Below are 25,687 nucleotides of genomic sequence, written 5' to 3'. Positions count from 1 at the left end.
TTCGGGTTTAAGAGAGAATCAATGATAGAAGTTCCGGAGGAGCAGCGGGCGGACTACGACAGGGCACCGGAAGTAAAGTTCTGAGCTGATGAAGTATGTAGGAATGCAAACCCAGATAAGGCGCAACAATACGAAGAGTGTCTTGTTGCTCCTTATGTTTCCCGCTATCATCTTGGGAATGACATGGGTATTCCTTGCTCTCTTGAACTTTTTCGGGAATGGATATTATGATGAGTATGGCGATGTGGCGCATCAATTGAACCTCGAGACCGTGAACTATTATTTCCTGACTTCCCTTCCGTGGGTTGTCGGAGGTGTGGCGGTCTGGTTTCTGATAGCCTATTTCATGAATGCCAAGATGATTCAGCGCTCAACCGGTGCATACCCCATCACCCGAAAGGAGAATCCCCGTATCTATAACATCGTTGAGAATCTCTGCATGACTTGTGGAATGGATATGCCGAAAATAAATATAGTGGACGATTCCCAGCTCAATGCCTTTGCCAGCGGCATCAATAAAGACTCCTATACGGTAACGGTTACCACGGGGCTTATGGCCAAACTTGATGACAGGGAGCTGTCTGGCGTAATAGGGCACGAGCTCACGCATATCCGCAACCATGATACCCGCTTGCTCATTACGAGCATTATCTTCGTGGGAATCATCTCCACGGTAATGAGTTTGGTGGTGCGAATGCTCTATCATTCATTCTACTATGGCGGCGGCAGAAGCCGCGGCAGTAACGGGAAAGATAATGGCCTGTCAGTTATAGTGGTACTTTTCATTGGGCTGATATGTTGTGCAATCGCCTATTTCTTCACGCTGGTAACCCGGTTTGCCATTTCCCGCAAGCGCGAGTATATGGCCGATGCAGGCGGAGCAGAACTCTGTGGCGATCCTTTGGCCCTTGCCTCGGCACTGAAGAAGATTTCCAAGGAGCCGGGATTGGATGGTGTGAAGCGGGCAGATATAGCCCAGCTCTTCATTATCCAGCCCGACGAGATGGCCTCCGGCATACTCGGGTTCATGAATTCATTGTTCAGCACCCATCCTGACACCGAGAAGCGCATCGCCGTATTGGAACAGTTCTAACAAGGAAAAAGCGTAAGAATCGGAAGATTCTTACGCTTTCTTAGTTGCGGAGGCAGGACTCGAACATGCGACCTCCAGGTTATGAGCCTGGCGAGCTACCAACTGCTCCACTCCGCGATATTTCTTTATTTACGGATGCAAAGGTAAGACAATTTTCCGAGATGTGCAAGTTTATACGCCCCTATTTTGTGAATAAATGTGAAAAACGCCTCATCCCTTGCATAATCCGAATAAAAATGATACATTTGCACACGATTGTAAGAGTGTGCAGTTCTTAAAGCAGGAGGATAAAGAACATGTCAATATCTAAAACGAGACAGACTCTGGTTGATGTCGCCAGGCAGCTGTTTGCAAAAAACGGAGTGGCAAATACCACCATGAACGACATTGCCGTGGCTTCCGGAAAGGGTCGCCGCACCCTTTATACCTATTTCAACCGTAAGGAAGATATTTACTATGCCGTGATAGAATCCGAGCTGGAACGCTTGTCCGACCGGCTGGATGAGGTTGCGGCAAAGAAGATGCGCCCACAAGACAAGATCATCGAGCTCATCTATACCCATCTGAGCATGATTCGCGAGACGGTGGTGAGAAACGGGAATCTCCGTGCCGAGTTCTTCCGTAATATATGGATGGTGGAGAAAGTGAGGAAAAACTTTGACGAAGACGAGCTTGAAATCTTCCGTAAGGTGTATGCCGAGGGAAAAGAAGCGGGCGAGTTTGATATAGAGAATATCGAACTCGTTGCCGATATCACGCACTATTGCATCAAGGGGCTTGAGGTTCCGTTTATCTATGGTCGTCTCGGGCATGGCCTCGATGTGGAGTCGAGCAAGCCGCAGGTGGCCAAGGTTGTCTATGGCGCGCTTGGCAAAAGCTTGATTAAATAACCATGCCGGGCAAGATGGGAGTTTGAATGAAAATTAATTATAAATCTTTAATATTTAGAATTTATGGGATTATTGAGTGGAAAGACGGCCCTGATTACAGGTGCCGCTCGTGGTATTGGTAAGGCTATTGCCTTGAAGTTTGCGGCTGAAGGCGCCAACATCGCTTTCACCGACCTCTTCATCGATGAGGAGCATGGTGGTTTGGCCACGGAGCGTGAGATTGCTGCCGTCGGCGTGAAGTGCAAGGGTTATGCCAGCAATGCGGCTGACTTTGCGCAGACCGAGGAGGTGGTGAAGGCCGTCAAGGAGGAGTTCGGTTCGATTGATATTTTGGTGAATAACGCTGGAATTACGAAAGACGGTCTGATGCTTCGCATGACTGAGCAGCAGTGGGACGCGGTGATTGCGGTCAATCTGAAGAGCGCCTTCAACTTTATCCATGCCTGTGTGCCGGTGATGATGCGTCAGCGTGGCGGTTCGATCATCAACATGGCCAGCGTGGTAGGCGTTCACGGTAACGCCGGCCAGGCCAACTATGCCGCTTCCAAGGCCGGCTTGATAGCCCTCGCCAAGAGTGTCGGTCAGGAGATGGGGCCGAAGGGCATCCGTGCGAATGCCATTGCTCCCGGCTTCATAGATACCGCGATGACTCAGGCTTTGTCGGATGACATCCGCAAGGAGTGGATCAGCAAGATTCCTCTTCGCCGTGGCGGTCAGGTCGAGGATATTGCCAATGTGGCCACTTTCCTGGCTTCCGACCTTTCGAGCTATGTGTCCGGACAGGTTATTCAGGTAGATGGCGGCATGAACATGTAGGCCTGCTGGATAAAAGGATAAGGACTATTGATTCGCAGAGGACGATGGAAGTCGTTTACGAGGACAATCATATCATCGTTGTCAACAAGCAGAGTGGGGAGATCGTGCAGGGCGACAAGACTGGCGACCTTCCTCTCTCTGATGCCGTGAAGGCCTATATCAAGGAACGCTATGCCAAACCCGGGCGCGTGTTTCTCGGCGTGGCACATCGGCTGGACCGGCCGGTATTTGGGCTGGTGGTCTTTGCGCGCACCTCAAAGGCACTTTCCCGTTTGAACAATATGTTTCGCGATGGCGAGATCCGCAAGATCTACTGGGCCATCGTGAAGGACGCCCCTGCCGAGCCGGCAGGGCAGCTTGAGCACTGGCTGGTAAGAAACGAAAAGCAGAACAAGAGCTATGCCTACGATCACGAAGTGCCCCGCTCCAAGCGGGCGCTCCTTGAATATCGGGAGATTGCCCATACCGACCGTTATCATCTGTTGGAAGTGCGATTGCTGACAGGGCGCCATCACCAGATTCGCTGCCAGTTGGCAGCCATAGGCTGTCCGATAAAAGGCGATTTGAAGTATGGTTCCCGGCGGTCAAACCCCGACGGGAGCATCTCGCTTCTGGCGCGGGAAATAGAGTTTGTGCATCCGGTTTCCAAGGAGAAAATCTGCCTTGAGGCTCCCTTGCCGGCGGATACGCTCTGGCAGGCATTGGGTGCGGGCATCGCTAATCGTTAGTAATATTTCAGAAAACTACACATAAATTAAGTCTCTTTCGAGGCTGATTCCAGAGATGGAAATTGTTCTTTTTCCTATTCTTTGAGGTCGCCTCGGGGGTGCTTTTATGTTGATTAAGCTGTTGGAGGCGGTAAATAGCGTGGCTGTTTGCCGCCTTTTGCATTGCGGAAAGCGGCAAACAGACGAGTAAAAGGCCGCTATCTGTCTGACGAAAGGCGGCATTTTGCCTCTTCCGAGGGCTGTTTTCAGGGGTCTTACAGCATTGGTTTTCGCTAATCTTTTGATAATCAAGTGTTTGCGGAAGTTGTGATTTTTGCCTTGTTTTGGCCTCCGATAGGGTTCTTGAGAAAACTCCGCGTTGTATTCCGAAATATTGTTTTGATTGCAAACAGGGTTTTTAACTTATTTTATCTTTCCTGATTCGTGCGAACCTGGACTTTATTTTGTAGTGTGTTTACAAAAAAGCAGTCAAAAAGTTCATTATCTCGAAAAAAATGATTTACTTTGCATGAACCAGAGAGCCACTATGAAAACAAGTGGCGCTCGCCGTTACGCTTATGAATAGAATTACCAGGCGGGTGGGCGTTATCCTTGCGATTCCCATCGTGCTGATACTCATATTGATTGGCCTCTTTTACTTTCCGCCCTTCCAGAACTGGGCGGTCCGTCAGGTGGCGGCCTATGCTTCGGCGTCGACAGGCATGGAAATCAGCGTCGGGCGTGTGGGACTCGACTTTCCGCTCAATCTCGGCGTCGACGATATAAAGGTGATTCTGCCGCGCGAATCCTCCTCCGGGCTGAGGGACACGATAGCCGATGTCCGCCATGTGGCGGCCGATGTGCGACTGCTCCCTTTACTGAAAGGTCGGGTGGAGATAGACGAGCTTGTCCTTGAGGATATGAAGGTGAACACTGCCAGCCTCATCCATACCGCACGCATACGGGCTGCCGTGGGAAAACTTGCCCTGAGAGCGCACGGCATTGACCTCGGCGAGTCGTTCGTAAAGCTTGATGAAGCCAGCTTCAAGGATGCCCGGATCAGCGTGGAACTGAGCGATACCGTGCCCGCGGACACCACTCCGAGTTCCAATTTCTGGAAGATCAGGCTCGATTCCGTTCATTTCGACAAGACCGATTTCACGCTCCACATGCCGGGCGACACGCTCTCGGTGCATGTGTACATGGGCAATACGACGGCCCAAGGCGGCTTCCTCGACCTCCGCAAGGGGCTGTATCAACTCGGGCGGCTCGACTGGCGGGGCGGCAGGCTTGACTACGACAACAACTTCAGTAGGCCTGCCGAGGGCATCGACTACAACCATCTGGCCCTGAACGACCTCATCCTGAAGGCCGACTCGTTCAGCTATTGCGACTCCAGGCTCGGCATCAGAATCCGCGAATGCTCGTTCCGGGAGAAGAGCGGCTTGAGGGTTAATCGCCTCGAAGGTGCGTTCTTGCTGGATTCCACGAGTATCTCGCTGCCCGACCTGAAGCTCCGGACACCGAACAGCAGCCTTTCCGTGCGGTATGAGATGGCTCTCGACGCTTTCTCCGACAAGGCTCCGGGCCGCCTCCGGGCCACCGTCCATGGCGGTATCGGCAAGCAAGACATAGCGGCGTTCTTAGGCTCTTCGGCAGGGAAACTGATGCACGGATGGCCTTATTATCCGTTACAGGTAGACGCCACGGTGAGTGGAAACATGAAAAAGATGCGCCTTTCCGGCCTCCATTTGAATCTTCCGACAGCTTTCAGCATCACTTCCGACGGATTCATGGAGAATCTGAATGCCCCGGATCGGCTGAAGGCCGACTTCAACATCAACGCGCGGACCTACCACATAGGCTTCCTCGTGGACGCCCTTTCACCTGACTTGGGAAAGCAGGCGCGCATTCCTCATGGCATTGGCGTGAATGGCCATTTCTATGTCGACGGACAGAAATATGCCGGAAACTTCACCCTCGTCGAGGGTGGGGGAAGCCTGAAAGGTACAGCCCGGCTGGATGCTGCCCGCATGGCTTATACCGTTAGGCTCAATGCCGAGAACCTCCCGCTTCAGCATTTCCTGCCCAACAGGGGGCTTTCGGCCTTTACGGGATATGTAGAGGCTGATGGCGAGGGTGCTGATATCCTGGCGCCCCGAACGCGTATGAGGGCAAAGGCCCGAATCGGGAAGTTCCATTATCAAGGCTATAGCCTCGATCAGATGAATGCCGTGGCCACCGTCGGCCAGGGGAGGATTCATGCCGATGTAGACAGCAAGAACCAACTGCTGAAAGGATTCATCACCTTCGACGGTCTCACAAGCAACAAAGTGATGCGAGGAACGCTGTCCTGCGACCTCTCCAAGGCCGACCTCTTCCGCTTAGGACTTACCCGCGACTCTGTCGTCGCGTCGCTCCGCGGATATATGGACATCAATTCCGACTTCAAGCATTACCACAAGCTGCAGGGCTCGGTGAGCGATATCGCCATCCTGGAGAATGGTGTCTATGATCGGCCGGATGATGTCGTGCTCGATATTCTGACCACCCGTGATACCACGCGTGCCGTTGTCGATTGCGGCGACTTCCATTTGAGGGCCCGCGCGAAGGGTGGATATGAGCGCGTCCTGCGGCAGATAGACGGCCTTGCGGGCGATTTTCAGAGACAGTTGAAGGGCCGGACCATCGACCAGGTGCGCATACGGGAGCAACTTCCGGAGGCAAGGATCTATCTGACTACGGGTCGCGACAACATCTTCTGTGGCCTGATGCGCAAGTATGGATACGACTTTTCCAGCCTGTTCGTTGACCTCGATTCTTCTCCACAGGCAGGATTGAACGGGAAGGTTTCGGCCGATTCGATCATCGTGGGCGGTATCCGCCTCGACACGGTGCGCCTGTCGCTGGAGTCAGACGCGCTTGGGATGGACTATCACGCACAGGTCAAGAATGGGAAGCAGCATCCCGACTATAGTTTCAATGCCCTTGTCGACGGTTCCATCATCCAAAATGGTACCCGGATGCAAGCCCGTATTTACGATGCCAACGACAAACTCGGGCTGTCTCTTGGGGTACAAGGGGAGATGGAACGGAATGGCATCCGTTTCCACATGTATGGCGATGACCCGGTCCTGGGGTATAAGAAATTCGCCGTAAACGACAGCAATTATGTCTTTCTGGGCGACGACCGTCGCATTTCGGCCAACCTGCAGCTTAAGGCAACCGATGGTATGGGCGTGCAGATATATACCAATGACGAGAACGCCGAGGTGTTGCAAGATGTAACCATATCGCTCAATAAATTTGATTTGGAGAAGGTTCTCTCTGTCATCCCCTATGCTCCCGACCTCTCAGGAGTGATGAATGGCGACTATCATCTGGTCATGACGAAGGATGAACTGTCGGTGTCGTCCAATATGGACATTGCCAATTTGGTCTACGAGAAGTGTCCGATGGGCAACCTGGGGGCGGAATTCGTCTATATGCCGAAGGCTGACGGTTCGCATTCTGTGGCCGGGATGCTGACACATGACGGCAAAGAGGTGGCCGACCTGACGGGCGTCTACCAGTCGAAGAACGATGGTTACCTTGACGCGGAGTTTGATTTGAAACGCTTGCCCATGCAACTTGTCAACGGGTTTGTGCCCGATCGCATCCTAGGGCTTCGTGGTTATGGCGACGGGAAGCTGGATGTGAAAGGATCCCTGAAAGCTCCCCAGGTAAATGGAGAGGTTTATCTCGACTCCTGTTACCTTTACAGTGAGCCTTACGGAGTGGAGATGCGCTTTGCGGACGACCCTGTCCGCATCGTGGAAAGCAACCTCCTCTTTGAGAATTTTGAGCTGTATGCCAACAATGAGCAGCCGCTCAACATTTCGGGGAGTTTCGATTTCAGCCATCCCGACCGCATGATGCTCGACATCCGTATGCGAGCCCGAAACTTCCAGTTGATAGACGCTCGGGAGAATCCCCGCTCGGAGGCCTATGGAGAGGCGTTCGTCGATTTCTTCGGGGTCATGCGGGGACCGCTCGAGAGCCTTAAGATGCGGGGCAGGCTCGATGTATTAGGCAATACGGACATGACCTATGTGTTGCGTGATACAGAACTCACGACCGACACCCAGCTTGAAGAACTCGTGAAGTTCACGGATTTCAGGGATACGACGAAGGTGGCCGTGGTGAACCGCCCACCGCTGACAGGCTTCGACATGGCGCTCTCCGTCATGGTGGATGAGGGGGCCCATATTGCCTGTATGCTGAACGCCGACCATACCAACTATATCGACCAGCAGGGCGGAGGCGATTTGCGCCTGACCTATAACACAGTCGACGACCTGCGTCTGACGGGCCGGTATACGCTTACGAGCGGCACGATGAAATACTCCCTGCCCATTATTCCGCTGAAAACCTTTACGATTCAGAACGGCAGCTATGTCGAATTCCAGGGGGATCCGATGAATCCGCAGTTGCACATCACGGCTACGGAGCGGGAGAAAGCTACCGTAAACGAGGGGACGGGAACGGGTCGTCTGGTGGACTTTGACTGCGGCGTGAAGCTCTCGCAGACGCTTGACAGGTTGGGATTGGAATTTATCATCAACGCTCCCAATGATGTAAGCATACAGGATGAGCTGAACACCATGACGGCAGAAGGCCGCTCGAAGGTGGCCATCACGATGCTCGCCTCTGGAATGTATCTTGCCGATGGCAACACCCGGGGCTTCTCCATGAACAGCGCTCTGAGCTCGTTCCTGCAGTCGGAAATTAATAATGTGGCCGGTAGCGCCATGCGCTCGCTCGGCCTTGACTTAGGGATGAGCATCGACAATGCCACCACTTCGAATGGCGCAATTCACACTGATTACAATTTTAGCTTTGCCAAGAGGCTCTGGAACAACCGCCTGCGTATCATTGTCGGCGGCAAGGTGTCGACCGGCGCCGAGCTTGACTATGGGCGGACGAACGACTCCTTCTTCGACAATGTTGAGCTGGAGTATCGTCTGGACCAAAAGTCGAGCAAGTATCTGCGCCTCTTCTATAACAACAACAAGTATGACTGGCTCGAGGGCGCGTTGGGAGAATACGGCGTGGGATTCAAATGGCAGCGCAAGTTACGCCATTTCAGGGACATCTTCCGACTGAAGACGGTGGATGAAAACCGGGTTCCGGCAGCTCCCGACACCACTAAAGTGAAAGGAAAATGAGAAGAAACAAATATGACACAGGCGTGCTGCTGGCGCTTTCGCTGCTGCTGTCGGCGTGCTCGTCGACCAGCGGTCTTCCCGAAGGAGAGCAACTCTTCACGGGACTGAAAAAGATAGAATACACCAATTATGAGAAGTGCGAGCACGCTGCTGCCACCCAGGAGGAGATGGAATATGCGCTCGCTTCCGCGCCTAACGGCGCTCTCTTCGGCAGCAGCTATTATCGCAGTCCGTTCCAGTTCCGCCTCTGGGTGTGGAATGCCTTTTCCAAGAGCGAGTCAAAGTTTGGCAAATGGATGGTCAGGACGTTTGGTTCGCAGCCCAAGCTGATGAGCCGGGTGAATCCGGAACTACGAGCCTCGGTGGCCGAGTCGCAGTTGAAGAAATACGGATACTTCAACGGAAGGATTACCCATAGCGTCATTACGCAGGGCAATCCGAAGAAAGCCAAGGTGGCTTACACGGTGGATATGGGGCACTTATGGACGCTGGACTCCATCCTTTATGTGAATTTTCCACCCAGCGCCGACAGTCTCATGCGCGCCCATCAGCCAGGGAAACTCATTCATAAGGGCGACCCCTTCAGCGTTCCCAAGCTGGAGGCTGAGCGCCAACGCATCGGTATGCTGTTTCGCGATAATGGCTATTATTACTATAAGTCGGGCGACGCCTCCTATCTCGCGGATACGATCCATGTGCCGGGAAAGGTCCAGCTCCGGCTCCAAATGGCAGACAGCCTGGAGCCGCGAGCTATGGGGAAATGGTATATCGGCAGGCTGAAGGTGAATTTCCGCAGGTCGTTCATGGAGCAATTGGAGGATTCCATTCTCCGCCGCCGTATCAGTGTGCATTTCAACGGCAGGCGGCCGCCTCTGAGAATGGGTGCCTTGCTGCACGATGTCAGGCTTCGCCCAGGTCGCCTCTACAGCTATGCCAATGAGCAGGAGACCAACGCCAATCTGCTCAATACCGGCCTTTATAGCTACACCTCCCTGCAGTTCGCGCCCCGAGACTCGTCTCTAAACTGCGACACGCTTGACATGACGCTTGATCTGGTGCTTGACAAACCCTATGATTTCTATATCGAAGCCAATGCCAAAGGCAAGACCACAGGCAGGCTGGGGCCGGAGCTGGTACTCGGCCTGACCAAGCGCAACGCCCTGCGTGGCGGCGAGAAGTTCGACATCAAGCTGAACGGATCGTATGAGTGGACGACGGGTCATCACGCGGAAGGCTCCTCATCGGGCATTAATTCTTACGAGTATGGCGGCAACGCGTCGCTGATATTCCCCCGGCTGGTAACTCCGCGGAGCCTGCTTCGTAGCTGGCGGAGAAATCCTGACCGCAGGCGGGAGTCCGGCAGGCCGCGCCATGAATTCTACCAGACACCGACCACAACCTTGAAAGCCTCTATACAGATTCTCAACCGGGCAAGTTACTTCAAGCGGCATGTCATCTCGGGCGAGCTTACCTACGACTACTGGACCTCGGCGCGGTCGCACCATTCTTTCAGTCCGCTTACCCTCTCTTACCAGTACATGCATTCGCGGACGGCCGATTTCCTGCAGTTACTGGAGGCTAACCCGTATCTGAGCGTCTCGATGCGCGATCAGTTTGTGCCCAAAATGAGCTATAGCTACACCTATTCCACGGCTTCCACCAGCCACAACCCCATCACCTGGTCGAGCACTCTCAGTGAGGCAGGCAATGTGTTGGCCGCAAGCTATACGCTGTTTGGCGAGAAGTGGAGCACGAAAGACAAGACGATGTTCAAGAATCCCTTTGCCCAGTTCGTAAAGGTGGAGACCGATTTCACGAAAGAATGGCGCTTCCCGGATCGCTCCTCGTTGGTGGGGCATCTCGCCGCCGGTGCGATTTTCAGTTATGGCAATGCCACGCAGCCCCCCTACTATGAGCAGTTCTATATCGGCGGAGCCAACAGCGTGCGCGCCTTCAATGTGCGTTCCGTAGGGCCGGGAAAATATTTCCCTCGCAATTCCAAGCTTTCCTATATCGAGCAGACTGGCGACCTGAAGTTCCAACTCAATCTTGAATACCGTCCGCACCTCTTCGGAAGTCTCTTCGGGGCCTTGTTCCTCGACGCCGGAAATGTGTGGTCGATGCGGAGCGACGACACCCGTGAGGGCGCGAAGTTTGAGGCCAAGAACTTCCTCCGGCAGATGGCCTTGGGCACGGGAGCGGGCTTGCGTTATGATGTGGGCATGTTCGTGGTTCGCCTCGACTGGGGAATAGGCCTGCATGTGCCTTACGATACGGGCAAGGGAGGCTTCTATAATGTTCCCAGTTTCCGTGATGGACAGAGCATCCATCTGGCTGTGGGCTATCCTTTCTGACGCTTTCCTCATGCCGGCCGGTTAGGGCCCGGCAGTCGGCAGGTGGCAAGAAGCCTGACGAAATCGGCGAGATTGTCCCACAAAATCGCCGATTTCGTCATTCAATTTCGCCGATATTGTCAGGCTTCTGACCGTTGAAAGGAAGAGGGGAGGGCGGGCGATGAGAAAGCGAAGGCCACTTCCATGGCGTGCAAAAAATACCTTTGGCCGGAAAAAACGAAACTCTGACTATCATGTTTTGATTTATTTTTGTATCTTTGCAAATTAGAAAATCTTAATAGGAAAGAATATATGAAGCCAACATTGTTATTGCTCGCTGCCGGCATGGGTAGCCGTTACGGCGGCTTGAAGCAGCTCGATGGTCTGGGCCCTAACGGCGAGACCATCATGGACTATAGCATCTATGATGCCATTCAGGCTGGATTTGGGAAAATCGTCTTCGTCATCCGTAAGGATTTCGAACAGGAGTTTCGCGACAAGGTACTGTCCAAGTATGAGGGGCATATCCCCGCGGAACTGGTCTTTCAGTCAATAGACGACCTGCCGGAGGGCTTCCGTGTTCCGGAAGGACGCGTAAAACCTTGGGGCACCAACCATGCAGTGCTGATGGCAAAGGATGTCATCAAGGAACCTTTCTGCGTCATCAATTGCGACGATTTTTATAATCGCGACTGCTTCAAGGTCATCGGAAAGTTTCTCGCCAACCTGCCGGAGGGCAGCAAGAACCGCTATGCCATGGTGGGATTCCGCGTTGGCAACACCCTTTCCGAGAATGGCACGGTGGCCCGCGGCATCTGCTCGAAGGACGCGGAGGATCATCTCACGACCGTGGTAGAGCGCACGGAGATAGAGCGGCACGGTGCCGACATCCAGTATAAAGATGAGAACGGCCAATGGATAACCGTGGAGGAAAATACTCCCGTGTCGATGAATGTATGGGGATTCACACCCGACTATTTCTCATATAGCGAGGCTTACTTCAGGGAATTCCTGTCAGACCCGAAGAACAGGGCCAACCTGAAGTCGGAGTTCTTTATCCCCTTGATGGTAAACAAGCTCATTAATGAGGGTACGGCCACCGTGAAGGTGCTTGACACCACCAGCAAGTGGTTTGGCGTAACCTATGCTGCCGACCGGCCGGGCACGGTGGAAAAGATCCGGCAGCTTGTCGACGAGGGTGTTTATCCGAATCAATTATTCTAAAGCCTTGTGGATTTAAGTATTCTCTCAGAGGGCGAACTGGCCACTCTGAACAAATTGATAGAGGAATCTGAGCATATCGTCATCACGGGACACAAGACTCCTGACGGCGACGCGATAGGGTCTTGTCTGGCCTGGGCGGAATACCTTCGTTCGCAACGGGGCAAGGATCCTGTGGTCATCATGCCTGATGCCTATCCTGATTTCCTGCACTGGTTGCCGAATACGGAGCGCATCGTGCGTTACGATAAGCATCCGGATGTGGTGGAAGAGGCATTCAAGAAGGCGCAACTGGTATTCTGCATCGACTATAACGAGGCTTCGCGCGTGGAATCCATGGCTCCCGTGCTGACAGCATGCACGGCCCACAAGGTGATGATAGACCATCATCTGGACCCTGATATGGACGGCCTCGATCTGCTTGCCTCGTATCCGGACGCGTGCAGTTCCTCCGAATTGGTGTTCCGTATCATCTGGCAGATGGGCGGTTTCGGTGCCATGTCGAAGAAGAACGCCGTGCAGATTTATTGCGGAATGATGACCGATACGGGTGGTTTCACCTTCAACAGCTCGCGTCCGGAGATTTTCGACATCATCGGGAAACTGCTGACAAAGGGCTTCGACAAGGATAAAATCTACCGGAATGTCTATAACAACTACAGCGTGTGGGCCATCCGGCTCCGGGGATACATCATGTCGCAGAAGCTGAATTATTTCGACGATCTTCACGCCGCTTACTTCACCATCACCCGCGGGGATATGCGAGACTACCATTTCATCAAGGGCGATGCCGAAGGACTGGTCAATGAGCCTCTCCGAATCAAAGGATTGAAGTTGTCGATATCCCTTCGCGAGGACGACCGCGTGGACAATCAGGTGTGGGTGAGCCTGCGTTCGGTGGACGATTTCCCGTGTAACGAGGTGGCGCAGAAGTTCTTCAACGGCGGCGGCCACCTGAATGCCAGTGGCGGCAGGCTGAATTGTGCGATTGAGGAGGCCGAGAATGTGGCTCGTGAAGCCTTCCGGTATTATGCGGACAGGCTGAAGGCCTGATCAAGGGTGGTTAAAAAACTAAAAAGCTTTCCGTGTGTTTAATCTTTTTAGTACATTTGCAACCGATTGTATAAAATAATAAAGGTAATGAAAAGAATTTGCTATATATCCCTCGTCTTGATGTCTGTTATCGTGTTGGCATCATGCAGAGATACGGAGACTTATGCCGAGCGACTCGGAAAGGAGCGTGCGGCCATCAGCAAGTATCTTAACGATTCAGCCGTTACGGTGATTTCCGAAGCCCAGTTTGAGAGGCAGAACTACACCACGGATGTAAGGAAAAACGAGTTTGTGCTCATTGCGAGCAATGGCGTATACATGCAGATCGTGCGTGAGGGATGTGGTGAAAAGATTAAGGACGGCGAGACGGTTGATGTGCTCTGTCGCTTCCGCGAACGCAACCTGAAGACTGATTCCGTGCAGCTCAGCAATGATTATGGAGTTTCCAACGCTTCCTTTCCCGAAAAAATGTCGGTAAGGAATACGAGCGGGACTTTTACGGCAGCATTCGTTGGCGGCAGAAAGAGCCCGATGTTCAATGCCTATGGCAGCACATCGGTTCCTTCGGGTTGGCTGACTCCTTTTACCTACATCAAGGTAGGACGGCAGACAACTCCCGATGGGGAGATCGCAAAGGTGCGCCTCATCGTCCCTGCCTCCCAGGGGCAGTATCATGCCACGGTCAATACCTATCCTTGCCTTTACGACATTACCTATGAGCGCGGACGCTGATAGGGCTATAGAAATATTACCTTGATTATATTATGACACTGATAAAGTCTATCTCAGGAATTCGGGGAACCATCGGCGGCCTTGTGGGCGATACGCTTAATCCGCTGGATATAGTAAAGTTCACCTCGGCTTATGCTACATTTATCCGTCGTAGTAGCAGGTCGGATAGTAATAAGATCATAGTGGGCCGGGATGCTCGTATTTCTGGCGAGATGGTCAAGAATGTCGTTTGCGGCACCTTGATGGGCATGGGGTATGATGTCATAGACATCGGCCTCGCCACAACTCCTACCACAGAGCTTGCCGTTCGTTGGACGGGAGCCGAAGGAGGCATCATCATTACTGCCAGTCATAATCCTCGCCAATGGAATGCGCTGAAGCTGCTGAACTGTGAGGGGGAATTCCTTACGAAGGACGATGGCAACGAGGTGCTCTCCATCGCGGAACGGGAAGACTTCCACTATGCAGATGTCGATCATCTGGGCCATTATCAAGAAGATGATTCGTTTGACCAGAAACACATACAATCCGTATTGGCGCTTGAGCTTGTGGATGTCGAGGCCATCAGGAATGCGCATTTCCGTGTGGCGGTAGATGCCATTAACTCGGTAGGGGGTGTTATCCTTCCAGGGCTGCTGGATGCGCTGGGGGTGGAGTATACCTTCCTCAACGGTGAACCCACGGGCGACTTCATGCATAATCCAGAGCCGTTGGAAAAGAATCTCGGCGGTATCATGGCCGAGATGGCGAAGGGCGGATATGACCTCGGGATAGTCGTAGACCCCGATGTGGACCGCCTTGCTTTCGTTCAGGAAGACGGCAGGATGTATGGTGAGGAGTATACGCTCATAACGGTTGCCGACTATATTCTCGACCATGTGAAGGGTGCCACGGTGAGCAATTTAAGCTCCACCCGGGCTCTGCGCGATGTAACCGAGCGGCATGGATGCAAGTATTATGCCGCTGCCGTGGGCGAGGTGAATGTTACGACGAAGATGAAAGAAGTGGCTGCGGTTATCGGCGGCGAAGGCAATGGTGGAGTTATCTATCCCGAAAGCCATTATGGGCGCGATGCCCTTGTGGGCATCGGTCTGTTCTTGAGCAGCATGGTGCAGAAGGGATTGAAGGCTTCAGAGCTCCGCAAGACTTTTCCTGAGTATTTTATAGCTAAGAATCGAATCGACCTGACGCCTTCCACGGATGTGGATGCCATCCTTGATCGGGTCAAACAGAAGTATGGGAAGGAGCCGGATGTACAGGTAACCGATATTGACGGCGTTAAATTAGACTTCCCGGATAAATGGGTGCATCTGCGTAAAAGCAATACGGAACCTATCATCCGAGTCTATAGTGAGGCAGCTTCCATGGAGGAGGCCGACCACATAGGCAAGCAGTTGATGCAGATAGTCTATGATATGCAATAGCTGAAAAGCGGTGCGGTTGTACTTGGGAGGCTGCCGTTCTTTGCTTATCCGTAATAGCGGGACGAGGTCTGCTGTTGTTGAAAATATCAAGAAAGACCATGTTTAGAGACTTGCTGAATGGCATTATCAGGCGTATATGTATATTTTTAGGCGCCAGTATCCGCTATGTATATCATCTTTTAAGGCAAGATGGGTATAGTTTTCATTCGCTGATAACGGATGCTCCGGTTCTCAACTACAATCCCGGACATTACCGGGAGGCCTTTGATAAGTGGAAGTCGGATCTGTCGGGGACAACTCTGTTCCAACAACTTAATTCAGAATTGAAAGCAGAGCTGGAAGCTCTTGAGAAAGACGGAATGACTCAGGCGGAGGCATTGGAAATGATGAAAGGGGCCGGCGAGCTGCACTTACCGGATGTGGATATATTTCCTCGTGATCCGGAATGGTTTTCCAATCGGGCTTTGGACGGTCTTATAGGTCTCATCTTGATGGTTGTTCTCTCAACAGCTGCCATCTTCTTTTTTAAGTATATGGGATGAGCGATACATGAAAACAGCATTTATAAAACTTTTAATAAATAATCTGAGATGAAAAAGCATTTTCTTTTAATTTTGAGTATGATTGCCGCCTTGGCGGTCAATGGACAGGAACTTACGGTGGGCACCTATAATATCCGTAACAACAACCGTGGCGACTATAAGATTTTTTCCGGCTGGAACCAGCGTAAAGAAGCAATGTGCGCGGAAATAAATTTCATCTATCCTGATCTCTTGGGCTGTCAGGAGGTTACCCATCAGCAGATAGTGGACATGCTGGCCTTGTTGCCCGACTATGCTTATTTAGGCGTGGGCAGGGAAGATGGACAGGAAGAGGGCGAATATTCTCCCATCTATTATAAGAAAGATCGCTTCAAATTGCTTGACAGTGGCACATTCTGGCTGGCCGAAGAACCCACGAAACCTGTAATGGGATGGGACGCCGCTTGCAAGCGCGTATGTACATGGGGATACTTTAAAGACAAGAAAAGCAAGCAGAAGTTTTACTTCTTCAATACGCATATGGACCATATTGGGGTGATAGCACGCCGGGAAGGCGCCAAGCTGATTATGAAAAAAATGAAAGAACTTATGAAGACGGGCGAGCCCGTGGTTCTGACAGGCGACTTCAATGTAGACCAGTATAACGAGATTTATACCATTTTCTCAAAGTCGGACTTGTTGAAAGATTGTTATGCGAACGCCAAATATCGCTTTGCTCCCAATGGTTCGTTCAATGATTTTAATCCCGGAGGATATACAGACGCGCGAATAGACCATATCTTTGTTAGCAAGGATGTCGATGTAATGCGTTATGCAATTCTGAATGAAACAGACTGGCGCGCTGGGGCTGACGGTAAAAAGGCGCGCCATGTGCTTTCCGACCATTACCCTGTATTTGCGAAAATCATTTTTTAATGTGAGACAAGGATATCCTTCTGGTTCCATCTGCAGGTATACAGAAAGGCTTGTAACAATAAAGGAGCTTGGTTTTCCCAAGCTCCTTTATTGTTTTAGTTGCCTAAAAATCCACGAAGGATTACCTATGCGAAGAATCCTGCCTTCCCGAGGAAGTAGAGCATGGTATACCCTAAAACCATGGAGACTACACCTATGAGGAGCCCCACTTTCAGCATCTCCTTCTGCTCTACAAGTCCGGTAGAGTAGGCAATGGCATTCGGAGGCGTAGATATCGGCAGGCACATGGCAGAGCTGGCAGCGAGGGCAATACCTATAATCACGGTAGGTGTGCCACCGATGGAGCTTAGTTTGTCGCCCATGCCTGTACATACTACGGCCAGAATCGGAACAAGCAGGGCCGCTGTAGCCGTATTGCTGATGAAGTTACTGAGGAAGTAGCATATCAATCCCGACATGAGCAGGATGAGAATTGGCGAGAAGTTGCCGAAGGGAATACTTTCTATGGCACGGTCCGCAAGTCCTGAACCATTCATGCCCAGGCCCAGGGCAAAGCCTCCTGCCACCATCCAGATGACCGACCAGTCTATTTTTTGCAGGTCTTTTGCGGTGATGATGCCAGTGAGGGCAAAGATGCCAATAGGAATCAGTGCCACCGTATTGGCGTCTACGCCCGTAATACGGTCAAGCAACCACATTAAAATCGTAATGACGAAAGTACCGGTTACTATCCACATGCGCCATCCATGGGCGATATTCCCGTTGATTTCCAAATCAATGGATTTCTGTGTGAATGGATAAAGCTTTAGAATCAATCGCCAACTGATAAAGAGCAGAAGGATGACCAATGGAAACATGAACATCATCCATTGTCCGAAACTGAGGTTTATGCCGAGTTGTTGCGTCATTGCCTGGAGCGCGATGGCATTCGGTGGGGTGCCTATTGGGGTAGCCATACCTCCAACATTTGCGGCCACAGGGATGCTCATAGTCAAAGCCACGCGTCCTTTCCCGCTCGCGGGAAGGGCTGCAAACACCGGAGTGAGAAAAGTAAGCATCATCGCTGCCGTGGCCGTATTAGAGACGAACATGGAGAAGAATCCCGTGATAAGGAGGAATCCCAATAACACATTCTCGCTCTTATGGCCAAACGGGCGGATGAGATTCTTGGCTAAAAGCACATCCAAACCAGACTTTGTCGCGGCAATAGCCAGGATAAAGCCGCCCAAGAACAGGATGATGACGGGATTGGCAAAGGTCGCCATGATGTCTTTTGCTTTCAGCAGTTCGCCAAATGTGCCGCCCTCCCCCTTGAACAGGGAAATGGAGTTGTCGGAAATAGTTAGGCACATGACGGTGATGATGACCAGCGATGTGGCCCACGAGGGAATGGCTTCCAGGAGCCAGGAGAGTGTCGCGAACACAAAGATGGCAATCATTCGTTGTTGCACAATCGTTAATCCCGAGATTCCGAAGAAGTCGGTTGGGAGATTCCAGACAATCAGGGTAGCCACGGTGATGGCAAGAAGCTCCCAAACCTTCTTTGCGGAGATGCGACTACTCAATTGATTTTCTTTTTCTTCTGACATTTTAGGTATTTAGTTTAGATATTTATTCTGGGGAACAAAGGTAGTAAATTCCCTGTAATTAGGAAAGGATAATAGTTAAAAAGTGGATTTGTTTGAAAAAAACAAGTGCGGGTCTTCAGGCTCAAACGGATTCAATCACCGGTAGAGTGCATGCTTTGCGGGGCGTGGGGGGAGTTCCCCCTTCATCGGGGTTCCCGTGATGATCCATGCGATTATACGAAAAAACGAGGCGGAGAAGATGAAGATATATGCGAGGGAAGGCGGTGAAAGAGGCGTCTCCGGTAGCCGACGAAGCCGTGAAGTCTATGGATTGCCTCTCCGATTATCTCTTCGCGATAGCTGAAAAGGAAACTTTCCGCAAGCAAGAAGGCCGCTGACAGGAATGTTACAAGCCGTGTGTAACACGATTACACGCTGTTTGTAACCCCGTTACACACGGCTTGTAACATTCCCGGAAGTCGTGGTCTTCTGATAGGCTAACCGCTCTGTGCCGTCCGCCAGATGGATGATTCCGCAATAGTGGAATCCATATTTCAGGATAAGGTGCCGCATCGTGGCGTTGTCGCGATGGGTGTCGATGCGGATGTTGCCCGTCCGGGTGAAGCCGTAGTCGAGCACATCGCCGAACACATGGTGCTTTCCGGGCATGCTTGCCATGCGGTGCACCACATAATAAGGCTCGTCGTTGAGCCATTCTCCCTGGCAGATTTTCTGGTAGGTGGCGTCCGGGCCCGGTGCGAGAGCGAATGTCGCTATCGGCATGCCGTCCTCTTCGAGAAGATAGCTGTTGCCGATGGCGATATCCTGCGACAGAGTCTCGCGGGAAGGCTGACCGTCTGCCCACTGGCGCGTGTTTCCGTTCTGGCGCATCTTCTGCCGCCCGCATTCTATCAGCTGCATGATGCGGTCGAGGTCTTCTGCCGTGGCCTTGCGGAATGTCCTTGCCATCTTAGTGGGCCGTCTTGAATTCCTCAAGGAAGCGGGTGTCGTTTTCCGAGAACATGCGGAGGTCGCTCACACGGTATTTCAGGTTGGTGATGCGCTCCACGCCCATGCCAAAGGCATAGCCGGTATAGCTCTTGGAGTCGATGCCACATGCCTCAAGCACATTCGGGTCGACCATTCCGCAGCCGAGAATCTCCACCCATCCGGTGTGCTTGCAGAACCCGCAGCCCTTGCCGCCGCAGATGTTGCAGGAGATGTCCATCTCCGCGCTTGGCTCGGTGAACGGGAAGTAGCTGGGACGCAGGCGGATCTTCGTGTCGGCGCCGAACATTTCCCGGGCAAAGGTCAGCAATACCTGCTTGAGGTCGGTGAAGCTCACATTCTTGTCGATGTACAGGCCTTCCACCTGGTGGAAGAAGCAGTGTGCGCGCGCCGAGATGGCTTCGTTGCGATAGACGCGGCCCGGGCAGATGATGCGCAGTGGCGGCTGGTGGGTCTCCATGTAGTGAGCCTGATCGCCGGAGGTGTGGCTCCGGAGGATGATGTTCTTGGTTACATCGTTCGGATTCTGCTCAATGAAGAAAGTATCCTGCATGTCGCGTGCCGGATGATCTGGCGCAAAGTTGAGCTTGGTAAAGACATGCAGGTCGTCGTCTACCTCCGGTCCCTCGGCCAGCGTGAAGCCCATGCGGCTGAAAATATCGATAATCTCGTTCTTGACGATCGTGAGCGGATGGCGTGTTCCCAGCAAGATAGGATAAGCGGTGCGGGTAAGGTCGAGGTCATCTTTTTCTTCCTCGGAGGTTTCCACTTGTTCTTTCAGCTCGTTGATCTTGCTGAGAGCCGCCTGTTTCAGTTCGTTAATCTTGATTCCTACGGCCTTTTTCTGGTCGGCTGCCACATTGCGGAAGTCGGCCATGAGGGCTGTAATTTCTCCTTTCTTGCTCAGGTATTTCAGGCGTAGTTGCTCTATTTCCTCTGCGTTCCTTGCCTGAAGGGCACTCACTTCTTTCAAAAGCTCGTCAATTTTATCCAGTATCATATTTTCGATGAAGTTACAATTTTCGTGCAAAGGTAATAATTTTGCCGTAAAATAAGAAAGATATCAAAATAAAGTTGTAATTTTGCATAACAATTTGAGAGGAAAATAGAATATAAGAAAGGCATGATATGAAGAGATGTGCTTGGTTTTTCATGGGATTGCTAATCCTCACCATGATAGGCTTTTCCAGCGTCGGGTGCTCCGACAAGAAGCCGGTTACCTCAGATTCTTTGGGAGTTGATTCTGTGGCCGGCAGCATAGTGGATGATACGCTGGAGGCAATGTTGGAGGAGCAGCCGATGCCCAAGGCTGCCGATGAATTGTTTGACGACTTCTTCTTCAACTTCGCGGGCAACCGGAGATTACAGGTGAGACGCATCCGGTTTCCCCTTGCCGTCGTCCGCGACGGCAGACCGGAGAAGCCGATACAGAAGAAAGACTGGCAGGTGGACCATTTCTTCATGCATCAGGAATATTATACGCTCATCTTCGACAACCGCAAGCAGGCCGATCTGGTAAAGGATACCAGCGTGAGCCGTGTTGCCGTGGAGAAAATTTACTTTAAGAACAAAACCGTGAAGCAGTATCTCTTCGACCGGGTGAACGGTCTCTGGATGCTCACGGCCATTCATTACAAGCCCATCGCGCAGAACATGAATGCCAGTTTCCTGACATTCTATGATAAATTCAGCACCGACTCGACTTTCCAGATAGCGAGCATGAACGACATGGTTACCTTCACCGCCCCGGATCCGGACGACGACTTCAAGAGCATTACGGGCGAGATGGTTCCCGAGCAGTGGCCGATGTTCAAGCCGGCCATCATCCCTACGGGCGTTATCTACAACATCCTCTATGGGCAGAAATATACCGAGAGTACTCAGAAGATTCTCATGGTGCGCGGTATTGCCAATGGGCTGGAGATGGAAATGACATTCCGGAAGAAAGGCGGGGTGTGGAAACTCGTGAAATTCAACAGCTGAATGAAAGATCTGAAGTCTTATTCTCTCTTGCGCCATAACACCTTCGGCATCGATGCCAAGTGCGACCGGTTCCTCGAATATGCGTCAGTCGACGAGGCCGTGGAAATCGTCCGTAGCCTGAAGAATACCGACCGGCCCCTGCTCCTGTTGGGAGGAGGCAGCAACCTCTTGCTTACGGGCGACTATCACGGCACCGTGATTACTCCCGAGAATCGGTTTGAGGTGGTGGAATCTGAAGGGGCAGGCAATGGCGACAGCGTCTATCTGCATTGCTGGGCAGGCACGACCTTCGACGAGGTGGTGGCTTATGCCGTGAAGCAAGGTTGCTACGGCATGGAAAACCTCTCGCTCATCCCGGGGCAGGTAGGGGCTTCGGCCATTCAGAATATCGGTGCCTATGGGGTCGAGGCCAAGGATTTCATCGACGAGGTGCGGGCAATTGAGATTGCGACGGGAAACTTGGTTGTCTTCGGCAATGACGATTGTGAATACGGCTATCGGCAGAGCAAGTTCAAGCATGCGTGGAAAGACCGCTTTCTCATGCTTCAGGTTACTTATAAACTCTCACGAACCTTCGTTCCAAAACTTGACTATGGCAACATCCGCATGAAGCTCGAGGAGAAAGGGATAGGGCGGCCTACGGCACAGCAGCTTCGTGATGTGATCATAGAGATCCGCCGGGAGAAATTGCCCGACCCGGAAATCTTGGGAAACGCGGGCAGCTTCTTTATGAATCCCGTTGTCTCCCGTCGGAAATATGAGAAGCTGGCGGCAGAATACCCGGGCATGCCTCACTATACTATTGACGGTGAACACGAGAAGATTCCGGCAGGCTGGATGATCGAGCAGTGCGGCTGGAAGGGTCGTGCCCTTGGCAAGGCAGGGGTTCATAGCAGGCAGGCGTTGATACTGGTGAATCTCGGAGGGGCCACGGGAACAGACATCCTGGATCTTTGCGAGGCTGTCCGCAAAGATGTGAAACATAAGTTTGACATAGAGATTTATCCGGAGGTGAATATTCGATGACGCTTACTTTCCTTGGAACGGGTACTTCGGGGGGCGTCCCCTCGTTGGGATGCCGCTGCGAAGTGTGCCGCAGCAAGAATCCGAAGGACAAGCGCCTGCGTTCGGCCGCCTTGTTGGAGAGCGGGAATACGCGTGTGCTGATAGATTGCGGTCCTGACATCCGCCAGCAACTTATGCCGTTGCCTTTCAGGCCGATAGACGGTGTGCTCATAACCCACATTCATTACGACCATGTCGCAGGGATAGATGATTTGCGCCCATTCTGCGTTTTCGGCGATATTCATGTCTATGCCAATAAGGCTACGGAGCAAGGTTTGAAGCAGACGATGCCCTATTGTTTTACCGAGAAACTTTATCCCGGAATTCCCCGACTGAACCTGCATGTGATAGAGTCTCATAGATCCTTTATGGTCGGCGACATGGAGATCATGCCGGTTCAGGTGATGCATGACCGGTTGCCGATACTCGGTTTCCGTATCGGAAACTTTGCCTACATCACCGATATGAAGACGATGGAGGAGACGGAAATACCCTATCTGAAAGGTGTGGAAACCCTTGTACTGAACGCCTTGCGATGGAAACGGGAACATCACAGCCATATGCTGGTAGGCGAAGCTATCGAGTTTTCTCGCAGGATAGGGGCAAAATCCACCTATTTTACGCATATGACTCATGAAGTAGGGTTCCACGACGATGCCAACAGGCAACTCCCGCCAGGATTTCAATTCGCTTACGACGGCTTAAAAGTCAATTTGTAAGCGAATTGGCGCAAAATGGTTAAAAGTGATGAAATGACGGCCGTTTTACTTAAACAATGTTATAAGTGTGCGTCCACATGTTTGAAAATTTGTGGATACATATTTTATGTTTAACTTTGCGATGTGTTTTTCATAGTATTAGATTTAAGGTTAACAAGGTAGGGACTCAGCGGAGTCCCATTTTTTTATGCCTTGACTTTTGCGATAGGGGTGTCGATAGGATTGGAAGTCGTGAAAGCCGGACATGCTTTCAATAAGATATAAAAACAATTCTGTCCATTTGATAGGCCATTGCCATTGACGGGCATGGTTTTTTCTTGTCAAATGAACAGAACTGAGAGGTTTGCCTAAAAAAACTATCTTTTCTTTTTCTTTGTATTGAAAAGGGTTTTCCCACTGAATTTATGGTAGAGTTTCCAGCCCAGGATGGCGGCGTCCAACAATCCAGCTCCTGTATTGATCAATGTGTTGAATCGTCTTGATGGGGTCAGGGCGGTAGTTGGTTCCGGTCTGCGGAACAGTTCCTTCCACATCGAGCGAATCTGTTCGTCGTCTTTGCGAATGTCTTTCAGAAGCATCTCCTTCCTGATATGTATGTCAGAAAGTGAACGATAGGTTGAAGAGTCGTCAGTATTCATAGGCTTATTTCTCCATTAAAAGACTTGCCAAGAAATGCACGAGCGGGCGCTCTATCCATCTGTGGCGGAATATGACACATAATATCAAGGCCAGCAGATACGCTCCTCCGACAATACAGAAAGCCCAGGATAGACCTACGCAGGGCTCGAGCATATAGGCCAGGGCAAACGAGAAGTAGATCAGGGTGAGCGCCAGCAGCACCGAGATGACAATGGTGATTGTGCCCACAGTAAGCAGGCGCACGACCTTCTCTACCATGTCAAGCTTCACATATTCGCTCTGAAGGCCGATATAATGCTTGAGCACCTCGACAAGTTGGCCTATCGTTTCTATGTTTTTGTCGTTCGAGAACATAGAATGAGATTATTCGGCAACCTCTGAGGCAGCGTCCTTGATATCGTCGACAAGGTCGTCCACCTCTCTGCGGCTCAGCTTGATGTCGTGCTTCTTGCAGAATTCATCAACGGCATCAGCAATTCTGTTGCGTGTGTCAACACCCTTCTCCGGGGCAAAAGCCAAACCTGCGGCAGCACCGGCAATAGCACCGCCAATGAAAGCTCCAATATAACCTAATGTCTTCATAACCAATTAATTTATTAAATAGTTTAACAATCTTCGTCCCACTGGTGGACGATATTCTTTCGCAAATATAAAAAAAGAAATGGGAACGGCAATGAAAATGGTAGCCATTTTTTGTTAAATAGTTCCTATTTCGTTGATTTAACAAACTTTATGCGCCATTTTCGTTTGTGTTTTCGATATTATTCGTAACTTTGTTGCACTAAAATGAGTATTTAAGTTTAATTTCAATAACAAGAGAAAATTATGAAGAAAAGTTTGGCTATGTGTGCAGGTTTCTGCGTTGCCCTTGTCTTGGCAAGTTGCGGTTCAAGCAAGGAAAGCGCTTATAAGAAAGCTTACGAGAAGGCTAAGGCTCAGGAACAGGTGGCTCAGGACCAGCAGCCTGTTACTCAAGCGCCTGTCGTGGCACCTATCGTTCAGCAACCTGCAACACAGACTACAGTAGTGGATAATGTGGACAATGCAACCGTTCGTACAGAGGATGTTACCCTTGTCAGCGGCGCAGGTCTCCAGTCTTATAGCGTAGTGGTAGGCTCTTTCTCGCTGAAAGCTAATGCAGAGGGCCTGCAGAACACATTGAAGTCTGCGGGTTATGACGCACAAATCGCTTACAACTCAGCTCGCAACATGTATCGCGTGGTGGCTTCTACGCATTCAGACAAGGCTTCAGCCGTTGCAAGCCGCAATCAGTTCCGCGGTGGCAACTATCCGGATGCGTGGCTGCTCTATAAGAAATAATTGATGCGAGTACTTTCCGTAGATTACGGCAAGAAACGCACGGGACTAGCAGTGACCGACCCTTTGCAACTGATTGCAAATGGTTTGGCCACTGTTTCTACATCCGAAATCTTTGAATATCTGGTCGCTTATGTCCAGAAAGAGCCGGTTGAGCGGATCGTTATAGGGAAACCTATGCAGTCCAACGGGCGTCCGAGCGAGAATATGGCTCGTGTGGAGCAGTTTGTAGACAAGTGGAAGAAGCTGTATCCGGATGTGCCGATTGAGTATTACGACGAGCGCTTCACCTCTGTATTGGCGCATCGCGCCATCCTCGACAGTGGTATTGGCAAGAAAGCTCGCAGAGAGAACAAGGGCTTGGCTGATGAGATAAGTGCCACGATAATCCTTCAGGATTGGATGAATTCCCGTAAGTAGGGTTGGATGACCTTAGGAATGGGATGGCAGGAAAA

Annotated in this window: 25 protein-coding genes and 1 tRNA gene (1 of these 26 only partly in view); 19 read left to right on the top strand and 7 right to left on the bottom strand. The window is 51.5% G+C overall.

Features of this window, described 5'->3' with window-relative positions:
* Together C7120_RS11750 and C7120_RS11745 are read left to right on the top strand one after the other, a co-directional pair.
* Positions 1 to 84, top strand: partial view of a LemA family protein gene (locus tag C7120_RS11750; RefSeq protein ID WP_107621956.1) — the final stretch only. 477 nt of this gene lie to the left of the window's left edge; the window shows 84 of its 561 coding nt (coding positions 478-561); the start codon falls outside the window, past its left edge; it ends in the stop codon at positions 82 to 84.
* A 4-nt stretch (positions 85 to 88) separates the two neighbouring features.
* The gene (locus C7120_RS11745) at positions 89 to 1,093 is read left to right on the top strand and encodes a M48 family metallopeptidase (protein ID WP_107621849.1); all 1,005 of its coding nucleotides are present in this window, start codon (positions 89 to 91) and stop codon (positions 1,091 to 1,093) included.
* A 44-nt stretch (positions 1,094 to 1,137) separates the two neighbouring features.
* Here the strand turns inward: C7120_RS11745 and C7120_RS11740 are convergent.
* Positions 1,138 to 1,210: transfer RNA gene (locus C7120_RS11740), tRNA-Met, on the bottom strand.
* A 179-nt stretch (positions 1,211 to 1,389) separates the two neighbouring features.
* On the opposite strand from C7120_RS11740, the gene C7120_RS11735 reads away from it, so the two are divergent.
* The 11 genes from C7120_RS11735 to C7120_RS11685 all read left to right on the top strand — a co-directional run bounded on the left by C7120_RS11735 (position 1,390) and on the right by C7120_RS11685 (position 16,933).
* Positions 1,390 to 1,983 carry a TetR/AcrR family transcriptional regulator gene (locus tag C7120_RS11735; RefSeq protein WP_092111601.1) on the top strand — a complete coding sequence of 198 codons (594 nt, stop codon included), beginning with the start codon at positions 1,390 to 1,392 and terminating at the stop codon, positions 1,981 to 1,983.
* A gap of 63 nt (positions 1,984 to 2,046) precedes the next feature.
* Entirely contained in the window at positions 2,047 to 2,799 is a 753-nt protein-coding gene (fabG, locus tag C7120_RS11730; RefSeq protein ID WP_107621848.1) for a 3-oxoacyl-[acyl-carrier-protein] reductase, read from the top strand.
* Positions 2,800 to 2,843: 44 nt separating this feature from the next.
* Positions 2,844 to 3,527, top strand: a complete 684-nt coding sequence (locus tag C7120_RS11725; protein ID WP_107621847.1) for an RluA family pseudouridine synthase — start codon at positions 2,844 to 2,846, stop codon at positions 3,525 to 3,527.
* A gap of 557 nt (positions 3,528 to 4,084) precedes the next feature.
* A complete protein-coding gene (locus C7120_RS11720; protein ID WP_107621955.1) occupies positions 4,085 to 8,713 on the top strand; it encodes a translocation/assembly module TamB domain-containing protein in 4,629 nt (1,542 codons plus the stop codon).
* Positions 8,710 to 11,067: a BamA/TamA family outer membrane protein gene (locus C7120_RS11715; protein ID WP_107621846.1), complete on the top strand. Its 2,358-nt coding sequence runs from the start codon at positions 8,710 to 8,712 to the stop codon at positions 11,065 to 11,067. Before C7120_RS11720 ends, C7120_RS11715 begins: the two co-directional genes overlap by 4 nt.
* A 291-nt stretch (positions 11,068 to 11,358) precedes the next feature.
* On the top strand, positions 11,359 to 12,270 hold the full coding sequence (locus tag C7120_RS11710; protein WP_107621845.1) for a nucleotidyltransferase: 912 nt from the start codon (positions 11,359 to 11,361) through the stop codon (positions 12,268 to 12,270).
* Between the two features lie 6 nt (positions 12,271 to 12,276).
* Complete coding sequence (locus C7120_RS11705) at positions 12,277 to 13,320, top strand: bifunctional oligoribonuclease/PAP phosphatase NrnA (RefSeq protein ID WP_107621844.1); 1,044 nt, start codon at positions 12,277 to 12,279, stop codon at positions 13,318 to 13,320.
* 87 nt (positions 13,321 to 13,407) lie between these two features.
* A complete protein-coding gene (locus tag C7120_RS11700) occupies positions 13,408 to 14,052 on the top strand; it encodes a DUF4827 domain-containing protein (RefSeq protein WP_107621843.1) in 645 nt (214 codons plus the stop codon).
* Between the two features lie 32 nt (positions 14,053 to 14,084).
* Positions 14,085 to 15,476, top strand: a complete 1,392-nt coding sequence (gene glmM, locus C7120_RS11695; RefSeq protein WP_107621842.1) for a phosphoglucosamine mutase — start codon at positions 14,085 to 14,087, stop codon at positions 15,474 to 15,476.
* Positions 15,477 to 15,574: 98 nt separating this feature from the next.
* Entirely contained in the window at positions 15,575 to 16,018 is a 444-nt protein-coding gene (locus C7120_RS11690; protein ID WP_146154266.1) for a transcriptional regulator, read from the top strand.
* A 48-nt stretch (positions 16,019 to 16,066) separates the two neighbouring features.
* Positions 16,067 to 16,933 (top strand): endonuclease/exonuclease/phosphatase family protein, encoded by an 867-nt coding sequence (locus C7120_RS11685; RefSeq protein WP_107621840.1) that lies wholly within the window; start codon positions 16,067 to 16,069, stop codon positions 16,931 to 16,933.
* A 125-nt stretch (positions 16,934 to 17,058) separates the two neighbouring features.
* Here the strand turns inward: C7120_RS11685 and C7120_RS11680 are convergent, their stop codons facing one another.
* Positions 17,059 to 18,522, bottom strand: a complete 1,464-nt coding sequence (locus C7120_RS11680; protein ID WP_107621839.1) for a DASS family sodium-coupled anion symporter — start codon at positions 18,520 to 18,522, stop codon at positions 17,059 to 17,061.
* Between the two features lie 248 nt (positions 18,523 to 18,770).
* Here C7120_RS11680 and C7120_RS14295 point away from each other — a divergent pair, with 248 nt between their 5' ends.
* The gene (locus C7120_RS14295) at positions 18,771 to 18,899 is read left to right on the top strand and encodes a hypothetical protein (RefSeq protein ID WP_255413145.1); all 129 of its coding nucleotides are present in this window, start codon (positions 18,771 to 18,773) and stop codon (positions 18,897 to 18,899) included.
* Between the two features lie 52 nt (positions 18,900 to 18,951).
* Here the strand turns inward: C7120_RS14295 and C7120_RS11675 are convergent, their stop codons facing one another.
* Both C7120_RS11675 and pheS read right to left on the bottom strand, forming a co-directional pair.
* Positions 18,952 to 19,470, bottom strand: coding sequence for a GNAT family acetyltransferase (locus tag C7120_RS11675; RefSeq protein ID WP_107621838.1), 519 nt, complete (start codon positions 19,468 to 19,470; stop codon positions 18,952 to 18,954).
* 1 nt (position 19,471) lies between these two features.
* Complete coding sequence (gene pheS, locus C7120_RS11670; protein ID WP_107621837.1) at positions 19,472 to 20,509, bottom strand: phenylalanine--tRNA ligase subunit alpha; 1,038 nt, start codon at positions 20,507 to 20,509, stop codon at positions 19,472 to 19,474.
* 128 nt (positions 20,510 to 20,637) lie between these two features.
* On the opposite strand from pheS, the gene C7120_RS11665 reads away from it, so the two are divergent.
* From C7120_RS11665 to C7120_RS11655, 3 genes are read left to right on the top strand one after another with little or no spacing between them, the layout of a single operon-like run.
* Positions 20,638 to 21,492, top strand: coding sequence for a DUF4348 domain-containing protein (locus C7120_RS11665; RefSeq protein ID WP_107621836.1), 855 nt, complete (start codon positions 20,638 to 20,640; stop codon positions 21,490 to 21,492).
* Positions 21,493 to 22,518: a UDP-N-acetylmuramate dehydrogenase gene (murB, locus tag C7120_RS11660; RefSeq protein ID WP_107621835.1), complete on the top strand. Its 1,026-nt coding sequence runs from the start codon at positions 21,493 to 21,495 to the stop codon at positions 22,516 to 22,518. It abuts the gene before it with no gap.
* The gene (locus C7120_RS11655; RefSeq protein WP_107621834.1) at positions 22,515 to 23,276 is read left to right on the top strand and encodes an MBL fold metallo-hydrolase; all 762 of its coding nucleotides are present in this window, start codon (positions 22,515 to 22,517) and stop codon (positions 23,274 to 23,276) included. Before murB ends, C7120_RS11655 begins: the two co-directional genes overlap by 4 nt.
* Positions 23,277 to 23,632: 356 nt before the next feature.
* Here C7120_RS11655 and C7120_RS11645 read toward each other — a convergent pair whose 3' ends face one another.
* From C7120_RS11645 to C7120_RS11635, 3 genes are read right to left on the bottom strand one after another with little or no spacing between them, the layout of a single operon-like run.
* The gene (locus C7120_RS11645) at positions 23,633 to 23,914 is read right to left on the bottom strand and encodes a hypothetical protein (protein ID WP_107621832.1); all 282 of its coding nucleotides are present in this window, start codon (positions 23,912 to 23,914) and stop codon (positions 23,633 to 23,635) included.
* 4 nt (positions 23,915 to 23,918) lie between these two features.
* A complete protein-coding gene (locus C7120_RS11640; RefSeq protein WP_107621831.1) occupies positions 23,919 to 24,269 on the bottom strand; it encodes a phage holin family protein in 351 nt (116 codons plus the stop codon).
* Between the two features lie 9 nt (positions 24,270 to 24,278).
* Positions 24,279 to 24,497, bottom strand: coding sequence for a YtxH domain-containing protein (locus tag C7120_RS11635; RefSeq protein WP_107621830.1), 219 nt, complete (start codon positions 24,495 to 24,497; stop codon positions 24,279 to 24,281).
* Positions 24,498 to 24,740: 243 nt separating this feature from the next.
* Here C7120_RS11635 and C7120_RS11630 point away from each other — a divergent pair, with 243 nt between their 5' ends.
* Entirely contained in the window at positions 24,741 to 25,235 is a 495-nt protein-coding gene (locus C7120_RS11630) for an SPOR domain-containing protein (RefSeq protein WP_092111830.1), read from the top strand.
* Between the two features lie 3 nt (positions 25,236 to 25,238).
* Positions 25,239 to 25,652: a Holliday junction resolvase RuvX gene (gene ruvX, locus C7120_RS11625; protein WP_199220699.1), complete on the top strand. Its 414-nt coding sequence runs from the start codon at positions 25,239 to 25,241 to the stop codon at positions 25,650 to 25,652.
* Positions 25,653 to 25,687: the final 35 nt, after the last annotated feature.

Source organism: Prevotella sp. oral taxon 376 (assembly GCF_003043945.1).
Taxonomy (GTDB): Bacteria; Bacteroidota; Bacteroidia; order Bacteroidales; family Bacteroidaceae; genus Prevotella.
This window is presented reverse-complemented; position numbering and strand designations above follow the sequence as displayed.